The organism is Photobacterium arenosum (genome assembly GCF_014841115.1).
Taxonomy (GTDB): domain Bacteria; phylum Pseudomonadota; class Gammaproteobacteria; order Enterobacterales; family Vibrionaceae; genus Photobacterium; species Photobacterium arenosum.
In genome coordinates this window covers 85,857-104,080 of record NZ_JACYTP010000016.1, presented here as the reverse complement: position 1 = coordinate 104,080, position 18,224 = coordinate 85,857, and the positions used below count along the sequence as shown (strand labels likewise).

The following is an 18,224-nucleotide window of genomic DNA, read 5'->3' as shown; positions in this document are numbered from 1 at the left end:
GTGTGGCTGATCATCCTCTCAGACCAGCTAGGGATCGTCGCCTAGGTGAGCCGTTACCCCACCTACTAGCTAATCCCACCTGGGCCAATCTTAGCGCGCGAGGCCCGAAGGTCCCCCGCTTTGGTCCGAAGACATTATGCGGTATTAGCCATCGTTTCCAATGGTTATCCCCCACACTAAGGCATGTTCCCAGGCATTACTCACCCGTCCGCCGCTCGCCGCCCAACAAATCGCCCGAAGGGTCAATGTTGTCGCTGCCGCTCGACTTGCATGTGTTAGGCCTGCCGCCAGCGTTCAATCTGAGCCATGATCAAACTCTTCAATTAAAGTTTTGTTGCCTTCCCGAAGGAAAGCGGCTCAGTGATTACTGATGTTCCAACCGAAGTTGAAACGAATTGACTGTGCCGGTAACTCTTTTATAAAAAGTGCTACCAATTGGTCACTCAGTTCACTGATAAATCTTTTATGACTGTATCATTGTCGAGTGCCCACACAGATTGCATGGTCAAATTGTTAAAGAGCGTTGCCAGACTTGCCATTGGCTTGTCGTGGACAGGGCGGCCATTCTAACGAATCAAACAAAGTAGTCAAACAATTTTTTATTTGCTTTCTTTGTGCCGCCTTTCATCAAAACTGAACTGATGTTTTCATCCGTTCCCGTCTTGGTGAGGCGGCATTATAGAGACTTGGAAAAGACTGACAACCCTTTTCTTAATAAAAAATGTTTAACCGGTCATAATTTCAACTAATGTAAAAATATGCGCCTTAAGTCAACATTATACGATCAATACATTCACTTTCTGGTAATCGTAAAACTATGCACGTACTATAATTGTGATTAATTTGTTAAATAAATCGCCTTCTAACTTTTCAATCGATGACACTGTAGCTTGCCTATGAAATTTTCCAACTCACACACTATGATCATTGCGCTGATAACTCTTATTGGTGCCATCATATTTAGCTTCATTTCTTCTACCGCTGCGATAGCCTTCGCACTGGGCGCCGTCTTATCCGGATTTGCCAATCATTACCTGAACACGAATCAGGATGAAAATATGATGGGCGATGAAAACCAGAGCAGTAAAACGCTCTATGTCGGAAACCTTCCCTATCGTGCTAACGAAAGTGAAGTTAAAGATTTATTCTCAGAGTACGGGGAGGTCTTTGCTGTTCGCTTGATGAAAGATAAACGAACAGGAAAAAGGCGGGGCTTCGGCTTTGTGGTTATGAGCAGCAAAGATGCTGACTATGCTGTCAGCAAGCTAAATGAGAAAGAATTTGGTCAGCGTACATTAAAAGTACGTGAAGCCAACGACCCTAAGAATGAGGATAGTTAAGGCTGATTACCCGGCCCAAGTTCATGGCTAATAGACTGTGATTTAAAATCACAACATTGGAATTCTCACCAGAATGATAGGTCAAGTTCTGCCATTGCGGTGACCTTCCTGTGGCCATGTCTCCCAACAGTGAATTGACCCGGCTAGCGATCGCGCTGCCGGAGTCAATCACATTCGTAGCCTGAACAAACACCTTACTGATTTCATCTTTTATCAGCGGAAAGTGAGTGCATCCGAGCACAACCGTATCGATTGCCGTGTGAAACCAAGGCTGCAATATCCCGGTCAGCTCGTCCAGATCAACCTTAGCTCCCCGTAGTTTCATCTCTGCCATTTCAACCAGACGCGTGTTGCCCAGCAAATGAACCTCGCAATCTGAAGCAAACTCCTGGATCAAAGCCTGAGTATATTGGCGTTTAACCGTGGCCGGTGTGGCTAACACGCCCAGGCTTTTCGTTTTACTCAGTAATGCTGCAGGCTTGATAGCAGGCACAACCCCAACCACAGGCAAACTCAGCGCAGCCCGCAGAGGCGGCAAGACGATAGTGCTGGCGGTATTACAGGCAATCACAACCAGATCTGCTTTATGTTTTATGACCAGAGACGACACAATGTGCAGGGTACGCTCAACCAATACCGCCTCGTCCAACTCACCATAAGGGAAAGCCGCATCATCAAATGCGTAGATGTATTGATAATGTGGTAGCTGGCGGTATATCTCCTGATAGACGGAGAGGCCGCCCACACCAGAATCAAAAATAAGGATGGTTTTCACAACGTCTTTCTGACTGCTCCAAGATAGAAGCTCTCATCATACTGGCTGACAGATAAAAGCCAACTATCACACATCAGTTTACTGTCAGTCTGGTACTGAGATCCGATAGCGAAGATGGTGAAACCGGCCTTGGTTGTCTATATGCAGAGGTTCAAGCGCTAACTGCCCTGAAAAACATGGGGCATGGACCACCAGAGTATGAAATTCGCCGTCTTCTCCGCAAGGGTCCACCTCATCAGGCAACCGTGCGAGTAATGAGTGATTAAACCATTTACCGCAGAACTCACCGCTGAGCTGGCTGGTATCCACAGTGGTCAGAATCGTTTTTATCCCCCGTTGCAAAATTTCCTCGGCCAGCAGCTGGCTGTCCTCCCCCAGCAAAGGAAAAACACATTGCCAGCCGGCCGGCTCAATATAACTGCGCCGATAGGTTTCAATACCATTACAAAACATATCGCCAAATGCCACGGCTTCAACGGCCAATCCGCTATTGCGAATGGCTTCCACCACCAGCGCCTGATATACGTCATTCGGAGGAAACACGTCAGGCAGCGGTATCTCAACCAAGGGGAGCCCTGTCAGCCGGGCCTGTGCCCGCACCACAGCGATTGGTGTTGCCTGAAACGGCACCTCGGTACCGACATAAGTGGTAAACAGCCCCACAACGTCAAAGGCAGGGCTTTCTATTAAGCGCAACAGCGTCAGGGTTGAATCTTTACCGGATGACCAACTGACTATCACTTTCTTTGGTTTCATTGTCGCCTCACGAAAAAGCCGCCCGAAGGCGGCTGAGGGTTAGAACTGGTAGGTCACAGAAGCGTAATAGCTTCGTTCCTGAACGTTGTATGAAGATTTCACCTCATAATCCGCATCAAACAGGTTATCGATACGCCCTCTCAGGGTCAGATTTTCTGATAAATAATAGCTGGCACCTAAATCAAACAGCGTAAAAGCACCCAATTTTTGAGTATTGATCGCATCCTCATAACTTGTGCCTTTGTAAATGGCGCTTAAGTCAAATTGCCATTGTTCAGCTAAGTAAGACATGTTCCACTTACCACTATGACGTGACCGACGAGCCAGCTCCTTTTTCGTTTCTTTATCTTCAGAATCTAAGAAGTCATAACTCAAATCATGACGGATAGGGCCAGTATCAAATCCTACAATAGCCTCAAGACCTTTCAGTTCAGCTTGATTGATATTGGAAGGCATCCAGTTGCCTAATGCATCAGGAGCCCAAGCGATCAACTTATCAACATCATTCTGATACCAGGTGACACCCCAATTAAAGAGTTCGTGCTGCCCCTGCAACGTAAACTCTGCTGACTGCGCCTCTTCAGGCTCAAGATCTGGATTTCCTTGTCCAGGCCAATATAGATCATTAAAAGACGGTGCTTTAAACGCAGTTCCGAGATTAGCAGAAAGTTGGACTTGAGAGGTTACATGATAAGCGGCACCCAACTGCCAAGTATTGTTTCGCCCATAACTATCGCTGTCATCTGTTCGGGCACTACCCTCAAATAACCAACGTTCATCATGGTAGATTGACGTGACATACAAAGCCATATTGTCTCGCTTGTCATCCGTGTACCGGCTTAACGAGTTCGACACTTTTTCACGATTCCATTCCAGGCCACCACCAAAATCAACATTTGAATTCAGCTGGTAATGATTTTGCCAAGCTGCAACCGTTCTATCCGTGGTAATTTTACTTCCAGAAGATAAATCAAATTTATTTTCGGATTCATCTTCGTTATAAGCCAAGATGACCTCGCTGTTGAAGCGTTCATCTGAATACTTTAGGTGGCTGGCAAGGTTATAGAGAGAGTTTTCGGCCTCAGCGCCAGATTTGGAAGATCCATCGTCATACTCAGATTCGCCGTCCTGAAAGTAGCCTTGTAAGCTGACTGTCCAGTTATCATCAATGTGGGTACCAATTTCAGCGACAGCATTACTCTGCTCGAAGCCATCATTGTCTGATTCGTAAGGGTCTTTACGCGCCGAAAAACCATCTGCACCATTCGTTTTAATCGCTACTTTGCCCCATGATGCATTTCCAATTTCACCAGCAAAAGAAGCACCCAATTCGTAGAAGCCGTTACTGCCTCCACCTATAGTGGCCTGAGCAAGACTCTCTCCCTGCTGGTAAGCCGTAATGATATTAAGTACACCACCGATAGCATCAGAGCCGTATTGCGCAGCACGTGTACCTCGTACAAGTTCAACCCGTTCAACACCGGTTAATGGTATTTGGCTGAAATCAACCGCTCCCAATGTCGCACTACCGATGCGCACACCATTAATCAGTACCAGCAAATGAGCGGACTTAGTCCCTCGCACAAAAACTTCAGTTGTCTGACCATAACCGCCAGCAACAACCTGCACTCCTGGTAAGCGACGCAGTACTTCTGTTAGGGATTTGGCCTGAATAGCATCAATTTCTTCTTTGGTAACAATAGAAACAGATGCAATCGTATTCTTGGCAGACTGCTCAAAACGATTGGCGGTCACCACCATGGTCTCATCGGCGGTGGTGGTCTGGGCGGAAACGAGCGAGGATTGCAGACACAAAGGTGCCAACGCCACGGCTAAAAGCGTTTTTTTCATTGTCATGGATACCTTAAATCGCGTTGAAATCTGGGCAGTCTCCATACTGCCTGTCTCGCTGGTCGGTCTTCGGACTTGAGAGCATGGTTGAACAACCGCCTAGGACAACGACTTCCCATTTCATCTGGCCGGCGTTGCGCTTGCCTGATGAAACAGTGTCTGGCTATCTGCCTTGTGTCTTTCGTTCTCTCTTACCGCTGCGCGTCAGTTACGGATTCTCACCGTATTCCCCGCCTGCGAACAGGCAAACCAGCGCAGCGGAATGCTAGTTTTACCGGTCGGAATTGTCTAGTTTAGTTTGCTATTAGTCATGACAAATCTATCTGGCCTGCACTTTTCTCCCCCCTTTCACTGGACATCAGTCAACAATGCAATAAAATCTGCGCTCTTATTTTGAGCAGTTTTGAGGCAACACCATGGCAGCAACCCCAATCAACCCCGCCACCTACCAAGCACAACTGGACGAAAAGGCCGAGCGTATGCAAGCGCTGTTTGCTGACGTAGACACCCCGGAGTTGGAGGTGTTCGCTTCTCCTGCTCAACACTACCGTATGCGTACTGAGTTTCGTGTCTGGCATGAAGGTGAAGACCTGTATTACATCATGTTCAATCAGGAAACCCGCGAGAAGTACCGGGTCGATCAGTTTCCGCAAGCCAGCCGTCTGATCAATGATTTGATGCCGTTGCTGGTAGATGCCATGAAGCCGAACCGTGCGCTGCGTCATAAGCTGTTCCAGGTCGATTTCCTGTCAACACTGAGCGGAGAGATTCTGGTTTCCCTGCTTTATCACCGTCAACTGGATGATCTGTGGGTTGCAGAAGCCAATGCCCTGAAGCAAAGGCTGAATGATGAAGGGTTCAACCTCAATCTGATCGGTCGTGCACGTAAACAGAAAATCGTGCTGGATCAGGACTATGTGATTGAGAAACTGACGGTTCACGATCAAACACTGACCTATCAGCAGGTTGAAAACAGCTTTACCCAGCCGAACGGCGAGGTGGCGCAAAAGATGCTGGAGTGGGCGGTAGACTGCACTCAGGACAGCGAAGGAGATCTGCTGGAGCTGTATTGCGGCAACGGGAACTTCTCGCTGGCACTGGCAAAGAATTTTGACCGTGTGCTGGCCACAGAACTGGCCAAGCCGTCGGTGGAATCGGCACAGTACAACATTGCAGCGAACAAGATAGACAATGTGCAGATCATACGTATGTCTGCTGAAGAATTTACTCAGGCGATGGAAGGGCAGCGCGAGTTTCGCCGCCTGAAAGACAATAACATTGATCTCAGCAGCTACAACTGCAACACCATTTTTGTTGATCCGCCCCGCTCAGGCATGGACGAGGATACCTGTCGCATGGTTCAGGCCTATGAGCGTATTGTCTATATCTCCTGTAACCCGGACACCTTAAAAGCTAACCTGGAGATTCTGGGTCACACCCATCGCATTACCCGGTTTGCGCTGTTTGATCAGTTCCCTTACACCCACCACATGGAAGCGGGTGTAATGCTGGAACGTAAATAATCCAAGCGAAAACGGCAAAAACGAAAAAGGCGCCTCAGGCGCCTTTTCTGTTTCATGCATGTATATTATGACGCGTTATCTTGAGACTTTGACTTAGGCTTCATCACACCCATGCGGTAAGCGACCCACAACAGCAGCGCTAAACAGATCATCAACGGCAGGAAGTTAGATCCCATATCCGGTGCCTGCGCGCGCAGAAAGGCAGAATAGCCAAAAGCGCCAACCAGAAACAAAGCAAAAGCAATGGCCGGGGTCCCTTCCGCCATCGGGCGTGTCAGGTAGTCCTGATACATGCAATACACAGTCATCACAAAAGCAATCACCGGAAAAATAGAAAAAGCGACAGCACTGGAGGTAAATACTGCCAGCGTGGCGTTACCGCACAGTCCTGCTAACAGTGACAGGATTAAGGTCTTGCGTTCTGCTTTAACTTGTTGCTTGTCCATATCTTCACCAACATACTCAATTAAGGTTTATGCGCCAGCGTGTTGCGCTCACGCTCTTTACGATACCAGTAAGCTCCTTTGGCTATCATTCGCAGTTGCATGATTAAGCGCTCTGCATGTTCTGCCCGCGACTGACTGTCCAGATCCAGTGCATCGGCTCCTGAACTGAACACCAAAGTGACTAACGCTTCAGCCTGGATATAAGCTTCTTCGTGCCGGCTCCCGCCTTTGGCTTCCAGATACTCAGTGAGTTCCGCCACGAAGTGCTGAATTTCTCTCGCCACAGCAGCACGGAATGCCGGCGAGGTGCCGGAGCGTTCCCGTAACAGCAAACGAAAAACGTTCGGGCTGCTTTCAATAAATTCCATGAAGGTTTCAACAGAAGTGCGGATAACACTGCCTTCTTCAGCAATGCGCTGGCGAGCCTGACGCATCAGCTGGCGAAGCAGTAAGCCACCTTCATCAACCAATGTTAGTCCAAGTTCATCCATATCTTTGAAGTGGCGATAAAAAGATGTGGGTGCTATACCAGCTTCACGCGCAACTTCGCGCAAACTGAGATTGGAAAAACTGCGCTCAGCACTGAGCTGGTTAAAGGCTGCGTTAATCAGTGAACGCCGGGTTTTTTCTTTTTGTTGGGCCCTGATCCCCATGGGTTCCTGCTTCTGTTAAGTTGCCAGTTTGAGTCTCACTATACCCGCTTTCAGCCACTTGATCAGCGCCAATCCACACTTTGCCGGTGGGAATACTAACGGCCCTGTCAGGTGGAAGCAAAATCACAAACGTCATTTTCCCTGTCGGCTCACAAACTGCTGTCTGCCAGCGATAAAAATGGGGGTTTCTTCTGCCACAACGTGATCCTACGCGCTCTATCGGGGAGTCGCGATTTTCCCTTCGATTGGAAAGCGTTACACTCCGCACCACAGAAACAATCGGATAAATAAGGCGGCCCATGAGCACTCAACACCCCACGACTCCTTCTCACTATGATGTGATTATTATCGGCAGCGGACCCGGAGGCGAAGGGGCCGCCATGGGACTGACCAAAGCAGGTTTCAGCGTCGCTATTATTGAACGTGAAAGCCGTGTCGGCGGCGGCTGTACCCATTGGGGCACTATCCCCTCTAAAGCACTGCGTCACGCGGTCAGCCGTATTATCGAATTCAATAAAAACCCGCTCTACAGCAAAAACACCACCACACTGCACAGTACTTTCAGCCAGATTCTTGGTCACGCGCAGACAGTGGTCAGTAAGCAAACGAGAATGCGCCAGGGCTTTTATGATCGCAACAGTTGCCCCATCATTGCCGGTGAAGCCAGTTTTGTCGACCAACACACCATACGTGTTCGCCACCCTGACGGCAGTCATGACACCTATACCGCCGATAAATTCGTGATTGCCACCGGCTCACGTCCTTACCAGCCCAAAGATGTCGACTTCACCCACCAGCGCATCTACGACAGTGACTCCGTGCTGCGTCTGCAGCACGACCCGCGCCACATTATTATTTACGGGGCCGGGGTGATCGGCAGTGAATATGCCTCTATCTTCCGCGGCCTGGGGGTAAAAGTTGACCTCATCAACACCCGCCAACGGCTGCTGGAATTTCTTGATAACGAGATCTCTGATTCGCTGTCTTACCACCTGTGGAACAACGGTGTGATGATCCGCAGCGGGGAGGCCTACAGCAAGATTGAAGGCACGGAAGACGGCGTGATCCTGCATCTGGAATCCGGCAAGAAAATGAAAGCCGACTGTCTGCTGTACGCCAACGGCCGGACAGGTAACACAGATCGCCTCAACCTGGAGGTGGTCGGACTGACACCAGACTCACGCGGCCAGCTGTCCGTCGACCAAAACTACTGTACCGAGGCCGATAACATTTATGCGGTGGGTGATGTGATTGGCTATCCGAGTCTGGCGAGCGCCGCCTATGATCAGGGCCGCTTCGTGGCGCAGGCCATAGCAACCGGTCAGGCTCAGGGCCAGCTGATCGATCACATCCCAACCGGTATCTACACCATTCCTGAAATCAGCTCTGTGGGTAAAACAGAGCAGCAGCTGACTGCGGAAAAAGTCCCTTATGAGGTGGGACGGGCGCAATTCAAACACCTGGCCCGCGCTCAGATAGCCGGTACCGATGTCGGCAGCCTGAAGATACTGTTCCACCGCGAAACCAAAGAGATCTTAGGGATCCACTGCTTCGGTGAGCGGGCGTCTGAGATCATTCACATTGGTCAGGCGATCATGGAACAGAAAAACGGCGGTAACAGCATAGATTACTTCGTCAATACCACCTTTAATTACCCGACCATGGCTGAAGCCTACCGGGTGGCCGCACTGAATGGACTGAACCGCCTGTTTTGAAAGCACCACTCCGCAGCCAATGCTGTGGAGCGGTACACACCATAAAAAAACGGCGCTCTAGGCGCCGTTTTACGATTGGGACTTTTGCGATTGGGGCTTTGCTTATCGGCGGTTACCGCGATAAGCCGGTGATGGGTTAAGTACCATGTGACGGTTGATGTCTTTAAACAGCAGGTAGCGGAAACGACCCGGACCACCGGCATAGCATGCCTGCGGGCAGAAAGCGCGTAACCACATATAGTCACCGGCTTCCACTTCCACCCAGTCCTGATTCAAATGATAAACCGCTTTACCTTCCAGTACGTACAGACCATGTTCCATCACATGAGTCTCATCAAACGGAATGATCCCGCCGGGCTGGAAAGTCACTATGTTCACTTGCATGTCGTGACGCATATCTTCAGAATCAACAAAGCGGGTTGTTGCCCAGGCATCGTTGGTGTCAGGCATCGGCGTTGGCTCGATGTCATTCTCATTGGTTACAAAGGCGTCAGGCACCTCAATACCTTCAACAAATTCATAGGCCTTGCGGATCCAGTGGAAACGCACCGGCGCATCGCCATTGTTTTTCAGGCTCCACTTGGCTGATGGCGGCAGATAGGCATAACCGCCGGTTTCCATCTGATATTGCTCGCCTTCCAGCGTCAGGGTCATCTCGCCTTCTACCACAAACAGCACACCTTCCGCACCCGCATCCAGTTCGGGTTTGTCGCTGCCGCCCTGCGGGGAGACTTCCATGATGTAATGGGAGAAAGTTTCAGAAAAACCACTCATTGGCCGGGCAATCACCCATAGCCGGGTATTGTCCCAGAACGGCAGAAAGCTGGTCACGATATCACTCATCACGCCCTTAGGAATGATGGCATAGGCTTCGGTAAAAACCGCGCGGTCAGAGAGAATCTGTGTTTGCGGTGGCAGGCCACCTGTGGGGGCATAATAAGTATTCCGGGCCATTACATATGTCCTTTCATGTATAGCAGTATTACTGCGCCAATGGATAAGCAGAGTCTTGACGAGGCTGCTGTTTCAATTCTGAATTGTGTTGATTGTAGATCATGGCAATTTGATTTATAAATTAAATAACTTAATGCCAAGTAGTGGGATTTCCACTGGTAACGGATTATGAATCAGAACAAGACGTTAGACCCGGTGCTGCTGCGCAGCTTTGTCGCCGTGGTCGATTCCGGCAGCTTTACCCGAGCCGCCGACAGTACTCACCTCACTCAGTCGACGGTCAGCCAGCAGGTCCGCAAACTTGAGTCTCAGCTCGGCTGCGAACTGCTGCACCGCAAAGGACGCTATGTCACAGCGACGCTGGAAGGCGAGCGGGTGCTCAATTATGCCCGCCGCATCCTGCAATTGATGAATGAAGCGGTCGTGCAGACCAGTGTCAGCGCCGAACAGCAAAAAATCCGGCTTGGGGTGCCGGAGGACTTTGCCACTCACGCCATCATGCCCACGCTGCATGCTTTCTCAACTGAATTTCCGGGCATCCGGTTGGAAGTGAAAAGTGGCTTATGCAGCGATATATGGCGGAAATTTCAGAGTAACGAGCTGGATTTAGCCCTGGTCAAGCAGCGGCAGGGCAGCCTGCCGGGGTTAGCCAGCTGGCCGGAGCCTTTGTGCTGGATTGATAGCTTACACAGCAATAACCTCGACAGGCAGCCGGTTCCCCTGGTGTCTTTTCCTATTGGCGGCCTGTATCGCAATGAAATGGCCCATACGTTTGACAGCCTGGGCAGAAGCTGGCGTCTGGCCTACGTAAGCACCAGTTTGTCGGGGGTTTGCTGTGCCGTCGAGGCCGGGCTGGGTATTTCGCTGCTACCTAGAAGGCTGGTGACCGAGCACCACAGAATTCTGGATCAAGATGACGGACTGCCGCCGGTGCAGGATATGGAAGTGACCCTGCATACCCAGGATAAGCTGTCGGCGCTGAGCAAAATCCTGGCAGAGCGACTGATCAGTACTTGCGATCGCATCTTTGAACATGAAGTCTGATGCGGTTTTTCCCGAGCGGCTGACAACGTACCACAGCCTCTTTCTGTCAAAAGAGGCCAAGTCAGCCCACTTAGCTGGCTTCCATCATCCGGTTGTCCGGGGTCAGGATATCTGCCCAGGGCAGGCTTTCATCGCCCAGCGTAATAAAGTTCGGGTTCTCCAGCGTGTGGCGCTCATTGTAAGACAGAGGTGTCAGGTGGGTATTGAGAATACGTCCGCCCGCTTCTTCCACAATGCACTGTGTCGCCGCTGTGTCCCACTCGCCTGTGGGGCCTAAACGCAGGTAACAATCGACTGCCCCTTCTGCCACCAGACAGGATTTCAGGGCCGCTGACCCCAGCGGTACTAAGTCGTAATTCAGTGCAGGATCCAGCCGGTTGGTGATCGCCCGGATATCCTGGCGGCGACTGATAGCCACAGCTATCGACTGGGTCGGCCCTTCGTGCTTATGGGTCGAGATGGAGACAGTTTCACCTTCGGGGGTAATTTTCCAGGCCCCCTGCCGGCGGCTGGCGTAGTAAACGACACCTGATATCGGCGCATACACCACACCCATCACAGGGTGATTGTTCTCAACCAGGGCGATGATTGTGGCAAAGTCGCCACTGCCAGCGATGAACTCTTGCGTACCGTCGAGAGGATCGACCAACCAGTAACGCTCCCACTGCTGGCGCTCTTCCAGCGGAATAGTTGCATCTTCTTCAGACAACACAGGAATATCCGGAGTCAGCTCGGTTAATCTTTCCAGCACCAGTTTGTGGGCGGCCAGATCTGCGCTGGTCACAGGCGTATTGTCAGTCTTGATCTGTTTTTCGAACTGACCACGCTGATAAATATCAAGGATCACCTGTCCCGATTCCCGGGCAATTTCTATCACGGATGGAATTAACATCGACAGCTCCATCTCACACTCCTGCTAGGATAAGTACTTCAATGCCAGGAACAAGGCGGTAATGCTTCTGGCTTCAGCAAAATCAAGATGGCTCAGTAACTCTTCAGCCTGTGACAATGGCCAGCGCACAATATCCAGCGGCTCAGGTTCATCGCCGATCAGTTTCTCAGGAAATAAATCCTGCGCGAGAAACAGCGTCATCCTGCTGGAAAAATAAGACGGCGCCAGCACCACTTCTTTCATTGGCACTAACTGTCTGGCACCAAAACCAATTTCTTCTTTCAATTCCCGGTTAGCGGCTTGGTCGGCCGTTTCGCCGTGGTCTATCAAACCCTTGGGAAAGCCGAGTTCATAGCGATCCGTTCCTGCCGAATACTCACGCACCAATAAGAGATCGCCCTCTGCCGTCACAGGCACCATCATCACAGCATGCCGGCCGCTGGGTTTCATTCGCTCATAAGTACGGGTTTCACCGTTACTGAAACGGAGATCCAAAGACTCTATTTTAAACAGGCGGGATTGTGCCACCACCTCGGTTGCCAGAATTGTCGGTTTCTTATTCTCTGCCGCCATCATATTTCCCTGTCGCTTGGTCTATCTGCTATTAAATGGCATGGCGGTCATGAAATAAAGGAAAAATGCGTATTCAGACAGATTTGATTTTCCTCACCCCGCCAGACCAGGTGTCGCTGCGCAGCCTGTGGCCTACAGGCGACCGGTATAACGAATAGGATAACGGCCATCGGCATCCGGGTTGCCCAGCCATTTCAGCTGTTCCTGTAAGCCTGATGGCAGCTCGGCGCCCGGTTTAAACCAGCCGTTCAGGTTATAACGCTGATCCGTGGTTAAGCCCGCTTGCCATTCGCTGCTTACCTGGGCCGAAGCCTGATTGGCCGTCGCCGCCAGTTGCCCGTCATTACAGCTCAGTTCCGCCAGTACCTGACCGGGATCGACGTCACCCAGCGGTGTGCCTATGCTGGCTCCACTCCACACTAGTCCGCCGTCCAGCGACTGGCAGTAAGGCACCGCAAACCTGTAGTCACGAACGGTGAGTTCGAAGTTACCGCCCAGATTCAGAGGCACCGGTAGGCGTGCATACTGAATCGCCTGCTGGGCAGGCAGGGATAACAGCAAGTTCTGCGCATACAAACCACTGAGATCCGCGCCCATCAAACCTCGTCCTCTCAGCCCCAGATCACTGCCCTGGCCCAATCGCACCGCAAATTCAGCATTGGCACTCAGCAGCTTCCACGGACTGAGTTCCCAGTAAACCTGCCCCAGGTTCCACTGCTGCCAACGCACCTGACTCGCGGCCCCTTGCCAGGGCGTTCCGCTGATGCCGGTCACCGACAGTCCGGGCACCTTGGGCACATACTGCCACACCCAGCTCGCCGGCAAATGCACCAGCAGACTTACAATCAGGGCCAGCACAAAACTCACCCCTAACAATATGTTGTACCTCACGCTTAGCCTCGTCCCAGCTGTAAACGGTTCACTTCTACCAGCCCCGCCTGATTGGTTTTTGATACATCCAGAAACTGCGCTTCAATACCATGTTCTTCACGCAGAAAAGCCAGCCAGTTAACTAATGTATTAAAGGGCAAAGGCTGCACCCAAACCTGAACGGCTTCGTCACGCGGCTGCATTCTGATCAATTCAATGCGAAACCGGCGCGTGGTTTCATTGACGACCTGATTCAGCCCCAGGGGGCTGACACTGCCAGTTGCGCCGGTTTTAGCCCGCAACGCGGTAATATCGTCAGCCTTCTCGCTGACCCAGCTCAGTAGCTGACGCTCTGTTTGCAGATTTTGCTCGGCAGAGTCAGCCCTTTGTGCCATCGGCTGCCAAATGCCCCAGTATAATACGGCAATCACCAGTGCGATTGCGCCGCCAATCACCAGACGCTGCTCTCGCCCGCTTAATGCTTTAAACCACTGATTCACGAACGTCTCCTCAGCACCAGAGCACCACTTACCTGCTGGCCGTCACGGTTAAGCTGGCCCTGTTCAACTTCAAATCCTTCCACCAGCAAAACCCTGAGCTGTTCGAAATGCTGGAATTCAGCCGCCACCGCCTGCAACCTCAATTCATGGCGGTTGTGATCGTATTTCAGATTCTGCACCGAGATCTGCGGCACTTTCAGTAACGCCGGACGCAGCTCAATCAACCAGGGCAATACCCCCTGACCCGATTCCGCACCGCCGAGGCGTGACAGCTCCTGATTCATCTGGCGTTTCAGGTAACTGCTGGTGGGAATATTGTTAAATTGCGGCAGTAACTGGCGAAAGATACGCTCACTCTCGGTTTTATAGGCCAGTGCCTGATTTTCCATGCCCTGCACACGCACCACATATTCAGCTACCAGCACGCCCAGTACCAGCACAGCGGCAATGCCCACTTTTCGCCAGGGCTTAAGCGCTTTGTGCCAGGTCGGTTGCAGTTTATAAGGACCGGACAGTAAATTGACTTTGCTGTCATCAGCCCCTTTCGCCAACAAGGCCATCACAAGCTCAGGCGCTTCGGCCTGCCAGTGTCCCGGCATGCCGGATGGTGCTGGGGTGAAATGACGAATCCGGTGCTGACTGACCGAATCTTCTGTGTCGTCCGTTAACGCCTCGGCCGCGGTTTGCGCATCGGCGCTCTGCGCTTCAGGGGATTCCTCTTCCAGCACCTGGCTGATTAATGGCACCTGTTGTGCCATCATCCAGCTCGCCAGCCATTCGGTGTCGGCGCAAATGCCCTGAGTCGCCGACTGGCGCAATAGCCACTGACCATCAATCTCGGCGGCACTGTAACTATTGTCAAAGGCCGGCAAACAGAGACAGTCTGGAATGATTTTGCGTACCACCAGCCCGGCATCGTCACATAACGACAACCAGTGCTGCATCCGCTGATGTCCGACAACAGCAACATCCGCCTTATCGGCTTCCCGCTTAAGCATATGAATGTGCAGGTCATCAACATCCTGCGCCAGCTCTTCTTCCAGCAGATACGGCAGTACCTGTGCCAGTTGACGCCCGGACCCGGATGGGATCGATACCTGGCTCAACAGCACATCGCTGCCTGATACCAGCAGATACACAGGCCGGTTTTCCCCGTATGCCGCCAGCTCGCCCAGCTGACCACTGTCAGCCAGTTCACCCGAGGCAATCACTTCCTGTTGCTGTGGCGACCAGACCAGCCAATGTACCGGCCCGTCAGGACGGCTACTCAGCCTTATCGTCAGAAACTCGCTCACTCATTCCTCCATAACGGCGACGTACGACAGTCACCTTGTTCTCCCCGTCTCGTTTGAGCAGGGCTAATATTCGCAATCGCGCGCGATCCACTGTCACTTCAGCATCGAGCTCAAAAAAATCACTTTTTACGGCCAGGTAAGATTTCGCCTGTTTGCGCGCCGCTTCAGTCAGCCGGTTAACGGCCCCTTCGGCCAGAAAGGCATCCACATCCTGCCAGCCATCATAGGGGCGGTTCTCTATCAACTGGCGGGCATCATCCAGGCTCAGTTCCGGGCTGAACACGCCGACCAGCAGCGCTGCCTGAGCAGGCTGGATCGTATTGACATTGATCAGCAGATCGGTCGACGGTAAGGCACACAATAAAGGGCGAGCCTGCTGATACATGGTGGCACTCACGCCATTCACCGCGCGAAACTCACTCACATCTGCCATCAGATTTCTGGGCGGCAGGTATGCCGGTGAAAAACCTTCATAGCTGCTGTCGCCTGCACCGTAGGCGCTGTACACTGTCTCGTCGGGATCGACATACTCCCACACCGAATCCGCCGCCACTTCTGCTTCATAGCTTTCCGCTCCCGCCTCTTCTAACAGAGCCTGCAGAAAACGTACCCGAAACGGCTTCTGGCTGCGATCCTGCTCAGGTGCCTGACCCGACAAGGCATTCAGGTTATAGCACGCCTGCAGATCATAGATATTTCCCTGCACTTCGCCATTATCCAGCGGATAGCTCTGGCCTTCAGTTGCCCAGACCTGGCTTAAGTTAACAGTGTCACTGTCCGCCAGACTCTGTTCTATCGCCACTTTGGCCAACTGCTCCATACCCTGGCTGTACCAATAGGCCTGCTGGTTAAAAACCTGATTCTCAACCCGATAAAAATTCAGTTGCAGACGATCTGTCATCTGAACCGCCAGCAATGTCATTATGGCTAACAGCAGCAGGGCCACAATTAAGGCTACCCCTTGCTGTCTGGCGGGAGACTGTCTCATGAGGCGGTCTCCTCATCTGGCTTTTCTGCGTCCGGCAATACCGCTTCCGGCAGCATATAAACGCGCTCTATCTTACCCAGATCTTCCAGTGTCAGGGTGACAGCAATGCCTTTGGGCAATCTGGTATTATCTGACCAGGCTTCCTGCCAGCCTTGCGCACCGTAGTAGCTGAATGACAAAGCCGTCACCCCTTGCAGCACCTTACGCACCAAAGGCTCAGTACCTACCACAGTGTCGGGATAGCGAAACCACACCCGCTCGAGTTTGTCATCAATAATGCGATAGCCCACCCGGAGAATCTCGCTGCGGGGAAACATTTGCTGTGGGTTCTGCCAGCCATCGCGGGTAAAAATAATGCCGTGACTGGCGGAATCAAGCAGGTATTCGCCGCTCTGCAACAAAGGGCCACTCTCGTTATTGCCCTGCTGCCTGACCTGACGGCCGATAATCTGACGAAAATCGTTGTCCAGCATCAGCATGGCCCGCTGAATTTCCTGTAACCGTTGGTTATGCTCCCGCGACTGTTCATCGCTGCGCTGCACCCCGTTCATGACCTGATAGGCCGACAGGCTGAACATAGCAAACACCGCAATAGCCACCAGTACTTCGAGCAGTGTAAATCCCGCATGTCGCGATAATGGCTGACGATGCTCAGTTCTCAATGTAAGTCCTTAAGGTCGCCACCCTGTCTTTCAGTGCCTCATCGGTAGCGACAACGATATCCAGAGCCCGGAGGTAGCCATCCGCTGTGGCGGTGCTTTTGATTGACCAGTACCATTGCCGTCCGGCGAGCTCAGATTTGCCTTTCTTCTCGGCGGTCAGCCGCTCGCCTGCAATGCGAATTCGGGCCAGCTCATTATCCGCTACCATGGTGGCAAAGGTTTTCTGCTCCAGGTAGCCCATAGCGTTGATGTGCTGTCCGACCGCCTTCATCACACTCAAGGCGGCCGTCGCAAAAATGGCCATGGCAACCAGCACTTCCAGTAACGTGAAACCCGTTTGAGAAGATAATTTCCGCCGGGAACTCATTGGCCTGACTCCTCTCGGGTGGCTCCCGGTTCAAGCAGGTGCAATTGTCCGACTTCATCGGCTTCGACTGTCCAGATATCACCTTCTCCACTGGCATCAAACGACACAGTAAAAGGCGTATACTCACCACTGGACATCACGATAATCTGCGGCGGTTTGGCTTTTTCATCTTCTTCACTGGCAAAAAGATCCTCGTCAAACAGCGAACCGGGTTCGAACAAACGATCCTCGTCCTGCCAGGCGTCGCTGCCAACCTTGACTTCCATGCCGAGCGTATCGGGCAAAGTGACTTCGCTGAAGTAACGTGAATCCTTGAGGGGTTGCCAGCCTTTCGGGTCCAGCTCAAAAAACTGGTAGCCCTGCCTGTCAACCCGGACACCGTAATCACGGCCATTCAGCATGGCATCTTCACCCAGCAGCTGCACCAGATAATAAAATCGCTGTGATTCTTCTTTCAGCACCTCATTTTTAGGCGCCGGCAGTGTCATCACAACGGCTACGGCGCTGGTGGCCAGCAGTACCAGCACCAGCATCAGTTCAATCAGCGTAAATCCGGCAGCTGCACGTTTCATAGTTTGAATTAACGGTAATCCAGCATATTCCAGTTACCGATATCGGTATTGACCTCTTCACCGCCTTCCTGGCCGTCAGCACCCAGGCTGAAGACATCCACCGGACCATGTTCACCAGGCATCACGTAGTTATAGTCGTTACCCCAAGGGTCTTTAGGCAGACGCTTGATATAGCCACCGTTACGGTAATTACGTGGTTCAGGGCTTGACGCAGGCTCAGTCACCAGCGCATCCAGACCTTGATCTGTGGTTGGATAAACACTGTTATCCAGCTTATACATATCCAATGCCTGCTCCAGCGCACCAATATCGGTCACGACTTTCTGCTGATCGGCCTTTTCTTTATTACCCAGCAAGTTCGGGACGACCAGACTGGCCAGTACGCCCAGAATCACGATAACCACCATGACTTCCAGCAGGGTAAAACCGCGTTGTTGACGTTGCATTA

20 protein-coding genes, 1 rRNA gene and 1 riboswitch are annotated in these 18,224 nt (G+C 51.8%); of the genes, 4 read left to right on the top strand and 17 right to left on the bottom strand.

Features of this window, described 5'->3' with window-relative positions:
- Positions 1-326: ribosomal RNA gene (locus IFO68_RS19500) — 16S ribosomal RNA — on the bottom strand; the annotation flags it as partial.
- A gap of 570 nt (positions 327-896) precedes the next feature.
- Here IFO68_RS19500 and IFO68_RS19495 point away from each other — a divergent pair.
- Positions 897-1,340, top strand: coding sequence for an RNA recognition motif domain-containing protein (locus IFO68_RS19495; protein WP_027251547.1), 444 nt, complete (start codon positions 897-899; stop codon positions 1,338-1,340).
- On the opposite strand, the gene murI is transcribed toward IFO68_RS19495, so the two are convergent.
- From murI to IFO68_RS19480, 3 genes are all read right to left on the bottom strand, one after another.
- A complete protein-coding gene (gene murI / locus IFO68_RS19490; protein WP_192017459.1) occupies positions 1,321-2,115 on the bottom strand; it encodes a glutamate racemase in 795 nt (264 codons plus the stop codon). The two genes, IFO68_RS19495 and murI, sit on opposite strands and share 20 nt — an antisense overlap.
- An 84-nt stretch (positions 2,116-2,199) precedes the next feature.
- A complete protein-coding gene (locus IFO68_RS19485; RefSeq protein ID WP_192017458.1) occupies positions 2,200-2,871 on the bottom strand; it encodes an adenine nucleotide alpha hydrolase in 672 nt (223 codons plus the stop codon).
- 39 nt (positions 2,872-2,910) lie between these two features.
- Positions 2,911-4,722: a TonB-dependent receptor domain-containing protein gene (locus IFO68_RS19480; protein WP_192017457.1), complete on the bottom strand. Its 1,812-nt coding sequence runs from the start codon at positions 4,720-4,722 to the stop codon at positions 2,911-2,913.
- A 43-nt stretch (positions 4,723-4,765) separates the two neighbouring features.
- Positions 4,766-4,991, bottom strand: a riboswitch (cobalamin riboswitch).
- 147 nt (positions 4,992-5,138) lie between these two features.
- Here IFO68_RS19480 and trmA point away from each other — a divergent pair.
- Positions 5,139-6,245: a tRNA (uridine(54)-C5)-methyltransferase TrmA gene (gene trmA, locus IFO68_RS19475; RefSeq protein WP_192017456.1), complete on the top strand. Its 1,107-nt coding sequence runs from the start codon at positions 5,139-5,141 to the stop codon at positions 6,243-6,245.
- Between the two features lie 65 nt (positions 6,246-6,310).
- Here the strand turns inward: trmA and IFO68_RS19470 are convergent, their stop codons facing one another.
- Both IFO68_RS19470 and fabR read right to left on the bottom strand, forming a co-directional pair.
- Positions 6,311-6,691, bottom strand: coding sequence for a YijD family membrane protein (locus tag IFO68_RS19470; RefSeq protein ID WP_192017455.1), 381 nt, complete (start codon positions 6,689-6,691; stop codon positions 6,311-6,313).
- Between the two features lie 20 nt (positions 6,692-6,711).
- Positions 6,712-7,344 carry an HTH-type transcriptional repressor FabR gene (gene fabR / locus IFO68_RS19465; protein ID WP_027251541.1) on the bottom strand — a complete coding sequence of 211 codons (633 nt, stop codon included), beginning with the start codon at positions 7,342-7,344 and terminating at the stop codon, positions 6,712-6,714.
- Positions 7,345-7,643: 299 nt separating this feature from the next.
- Between fabR and sthA the strand changes: the two genes are divergently transcribed.
- Positions 7,644-9,059, top strand: a complete 1,416-nt coding sequence (gene sthA, locus IFO68_RS19460) for a Si-specific NAD(P)(+) transhydrogenase (RefSeq protein WP_192017454.1) — start codon at positions 7,644-7,646, stop codon at positions 9,057-9,059.
- A gap of 102 nt (positions 9,060-9,161) precedes the next feature.
- On the opposite strand, the gene IFO68_RS19455 is transcribed toward sthA, so the two are convergent.
- Positions 9,162-10,013 carry a bifunctional allantoicase/(S)-ureidoglycine aminohydrolase gene (locus IFO68_RS19455; RefSeq protein ID WP_192017453.1) on the bottom strand — a complete coding sequence of 284 codons (852 nt, stop codon included), beginning with the start codon at positions 10,011-10,013 and terminating at the stop codon, positions 9,162-9,164.
- Between the two features lie 168 nt (positions 10,014-10,181).
- Between IFO68_RS19455 and IFO68_RS19450 the strand changes: the two genes are divergently transcribed.
- Positions 10,182-11,057 (top strand): LysR substrate-binding domain-containing protein, encoded by an 876-nt coding sequence (locus tag IFO68_RS19450; protein ID WP_192017452.1) that lies wholly within the window; start codon positions 10,182-10,184, stop codon positions 11,055-11,057.
- A 70-nt stretch (positions 11,058-11,127) separates the two neighbouring features.
- Here IFO68_RS19450 and cysQ read toward each other — a convergent pair whose 3' ends face one another.
- The 10 genes from cysQ to gspG form a co-directional block, all read right to left on the bottom strand.
- Positions 11,128-11,961: a 3'(2'),5'-bisphosphate nucleotidase CysQ gene (gene cysQ, locus IFO68_RS19445; RefSeq protein ID WP_192017451.1), complete on the bottom strand. Its 834-nt coding sequence runs from the start codon at positions 11,959-11,961 to the stop codon at positions 11,128-11,130.
- 12 nt (positions 11,962-11,973) lie between these two features.
- Positions 11,974-12,522 carry an ADP compounds hydrolase NudE gene (gene nudE, locus IFO68_RS19440; protein WP_192017450.1) on the bottom strand — a complete coding sequence of 183 codons (549 nt, stop codon included), beginning with the start codon at positions 12,520-12,522 and terminating at the stop codon, positions 11,974-11,976.
- Between the two features lie 132 nt (positions 12,523-12,654).
- Positions 12,655-13,413 carry a type II secretion system protein N gene (locus tag IFO68_RS19435; RefSeq protein WP_192017449.1) on the bottom strand — a complete coding sequence of 253 codons (759 nt, stop codon included), beginning with the start codon at positions 13,411-13,413 and terminating at the stop codon, positions 12,655-12,657.
- Positions 13,414-13,415: 2 nt separating this feature from the next.
- Positions 13,416-13,892 carry a type II secretion system protein M gene (locus tag IFO68_RS19430; protein WP_192017448.1) on the bottom strand — a complete coding sequence of 159 codons (477 nt, stop codon included), beginning with the start codon at positions 13,890-13,892 and terminating at the stop codon, positions 13,416-13,418.
- The gene (gene gspL / locus IFO68_RS19425; protein WP_192017447.1) at positions 13,889-15,187 is read right to left on the bottom strand and encodes a type II secretion system protein GspL; all 1,299 of its coding nucleotides are present in this window, start codon (positions 15,185-15,187) and stop codon (positions 13,889-13,891) included. Before gspL ends, IFO68_RS19430 begins: the two co-directional genes overlap by 4 nt.
- The gene (gene gspK, locus IFO68_RS19420) at positions 15,156-16,175 is read right to left on the bottom strand and encodes a type II secretion system minor pseudopilin GspK (RefSeq protein ID WP_192017446.1); all 1,020 of its coding nucleotides are present in this window, start codon (positions 16,173-16,175) and stop codon (positions 15,156-15,158) included. The genes gspL and gspK overlap by 32 nt, the downstream gene beginning before the upstream one ends.
- The gene (gene gspJ, locus IFO68_RS19415; protein WP_192017445.1) at positions 16,172-16,837 is read right to left on the bottom strand and encodes a type II secretion system minor pseudopilin GspJ; all 666 of its coding nucleotides are present in this window, start codon (positions 16,835-16,837) and stop codon (positions 16,172-16,174) included. Before gspJ ends, gspK begins: the two co-directional genes overlap by 4 nt.
- Complete coding sequence (gspI, locus tag IFO68_RS19410) at positions 16,827-17,204, bottom strand: type II secretion system minor pseudopilin GspI (RefSeq protein ID WP_192017444.1); 378 nt, start codon at positions 17,202-17,204, stop codon at positions 16,827-16,829. The genes gspJ and gspI overlap by 11 nt, the downstream gene beginning before the upstream one ends.
- A complete protein-coding gene (gspH, locus tag IFO68_RS19405) occupies positions 17,201-17,776 on the bottom strand; it encodes a type II secretion system minor pseudopilin GspH (protein WP_192017443.1) in 576 nt (191 codons plus the stop codon). The genes gspI and gspH overlap by 4 nt, the downstream gene beginning before the upstream one ends.
- Positions 17,777-17,784: 8 nt before the next feature.
- Positions 17,785-18,222 (bottom strand): type II secretion system major pseudopilin GspG, encoded by a 438-nt coding sequence (gspG, locus tag IFO68_RS19400; RefSeq protein ID WP_192017442.1) that lies wholly within the window; start codon positions 18,220-18,222, stop codon positions 17,785-17,787.
- Between the last annotated feature and the right edge of the window lie 2 nt (positions 18,223-18,224).

What these genes read in the sequence shown, in the direction of transcription:
- IFO68_RS19495 (WP_027251547.1), top strand. Translation starts at nt 897, where the DNA reads ATGAAATTTTCCAACTCACACACTATGATCATTGCGCTGATAACTCTT.
- IFO68_RS19480 (WP_192017457.1), bottom strand. Translation starts at nt 4,722, where the DNA reads ATGAAAAAAACGCTTTTAGCCGTGGCGTTGGCACCTTTGTGTCTGCAA.
- IFO68_RS19450 (WP_192017452.1), top strand. Translation starts at nt 10,182, where the DNA reads ATGAATCAGAACAAGACGTTAGACCCGGTGCTGCTGCGCAGCTTTGTC.
- gspK (WP_192017446.1), bottom strand. Translation starts at nt 16,175, where the DNA reads ATGAGACAGTCTCCCGCCAGACAGCAAGGGGTAGCCTTAATTGTGGCC.
- IFO68_RS19485 (WP_192017458.1), bottom strand. Translation starts at nt 2,871, where the DNA reads ATGAAACCAAAGAAAGTGATAGTCAGTTGGTCATCCGGTAAAGATTCA.
- gspG (WP_192017442.1), bottom strand. Translation starts at nt 18,222, where the DNA reads ATGCAACGTCAACAACGCGGTTTTACCCTGCTGGAAGTCATGGTGGTT.
- IFO68_RS19470 (WP_192017455.1), bottom strand. Translation starts at nt 6,691, where the DNA reads ATGGACAAGCAACAAGTTAAAGCAGAACGCAAGACCTTAATCCTGTCA.
- nudE (WP_192017450.1), bottom strand. Translation starts at nt 12,522, where the DNA reads ATGGCGGCAGAGAATAAGAAACCGACAATTCTGGCAACCGAGGTGGTG.
- gspH (WP_192017443.1), bottom strand. Translation starts at nt 17,776, where the DNA reads ATGAAACGTGCAGCTGCCGGATTTACGCTGATTGAACTGATGCTGGTG.
- sthA (WP_192017454.1), top strand. Translation starts at nt 7,644, where the DNA reads ATGAGCACTCAACACCCCACGACTCCTTCTCACTATGATGTGATTATT.
- fabR (WP_027251541.1), bottom strand. Translation starts at nt 7,344, where the DNA reads ATGGGGATCAGGGCCCAACAAAAAGAAAAAACCCGGCGTTCACTGATT.
- gspI (WP_192017444.1), bottom strand. Translation starts at nt 17,204, where the DNA reads ATGAGTTCCCGGCGGAAATTATCTTCTCAAACGGGTTTCACGTTACTG.
- IFO68_RS19455 (WP_192017453.1), bottom strand. Translation starts at nt 10,013, where the DNA reads ATGGCCCGGAATACTTATTATGCCCCCACAGGTGGCCTGCCACCGCAA.
- cysQ (WP_192017451.1), bottom strand. Translation starts at nt 11,961, where the DNA reads ATGGAGCTGTCGATGTTAATTCCATCCGTGATAGAAATTGCCCGGGAA.
- trmA (WP_192017456.1), top strand. Translation starts at nt 5,139, where the DNA reads ATGGCAGCAACCCCAATCAACCCCGCCACCTACCAAGCACAACTGGAC.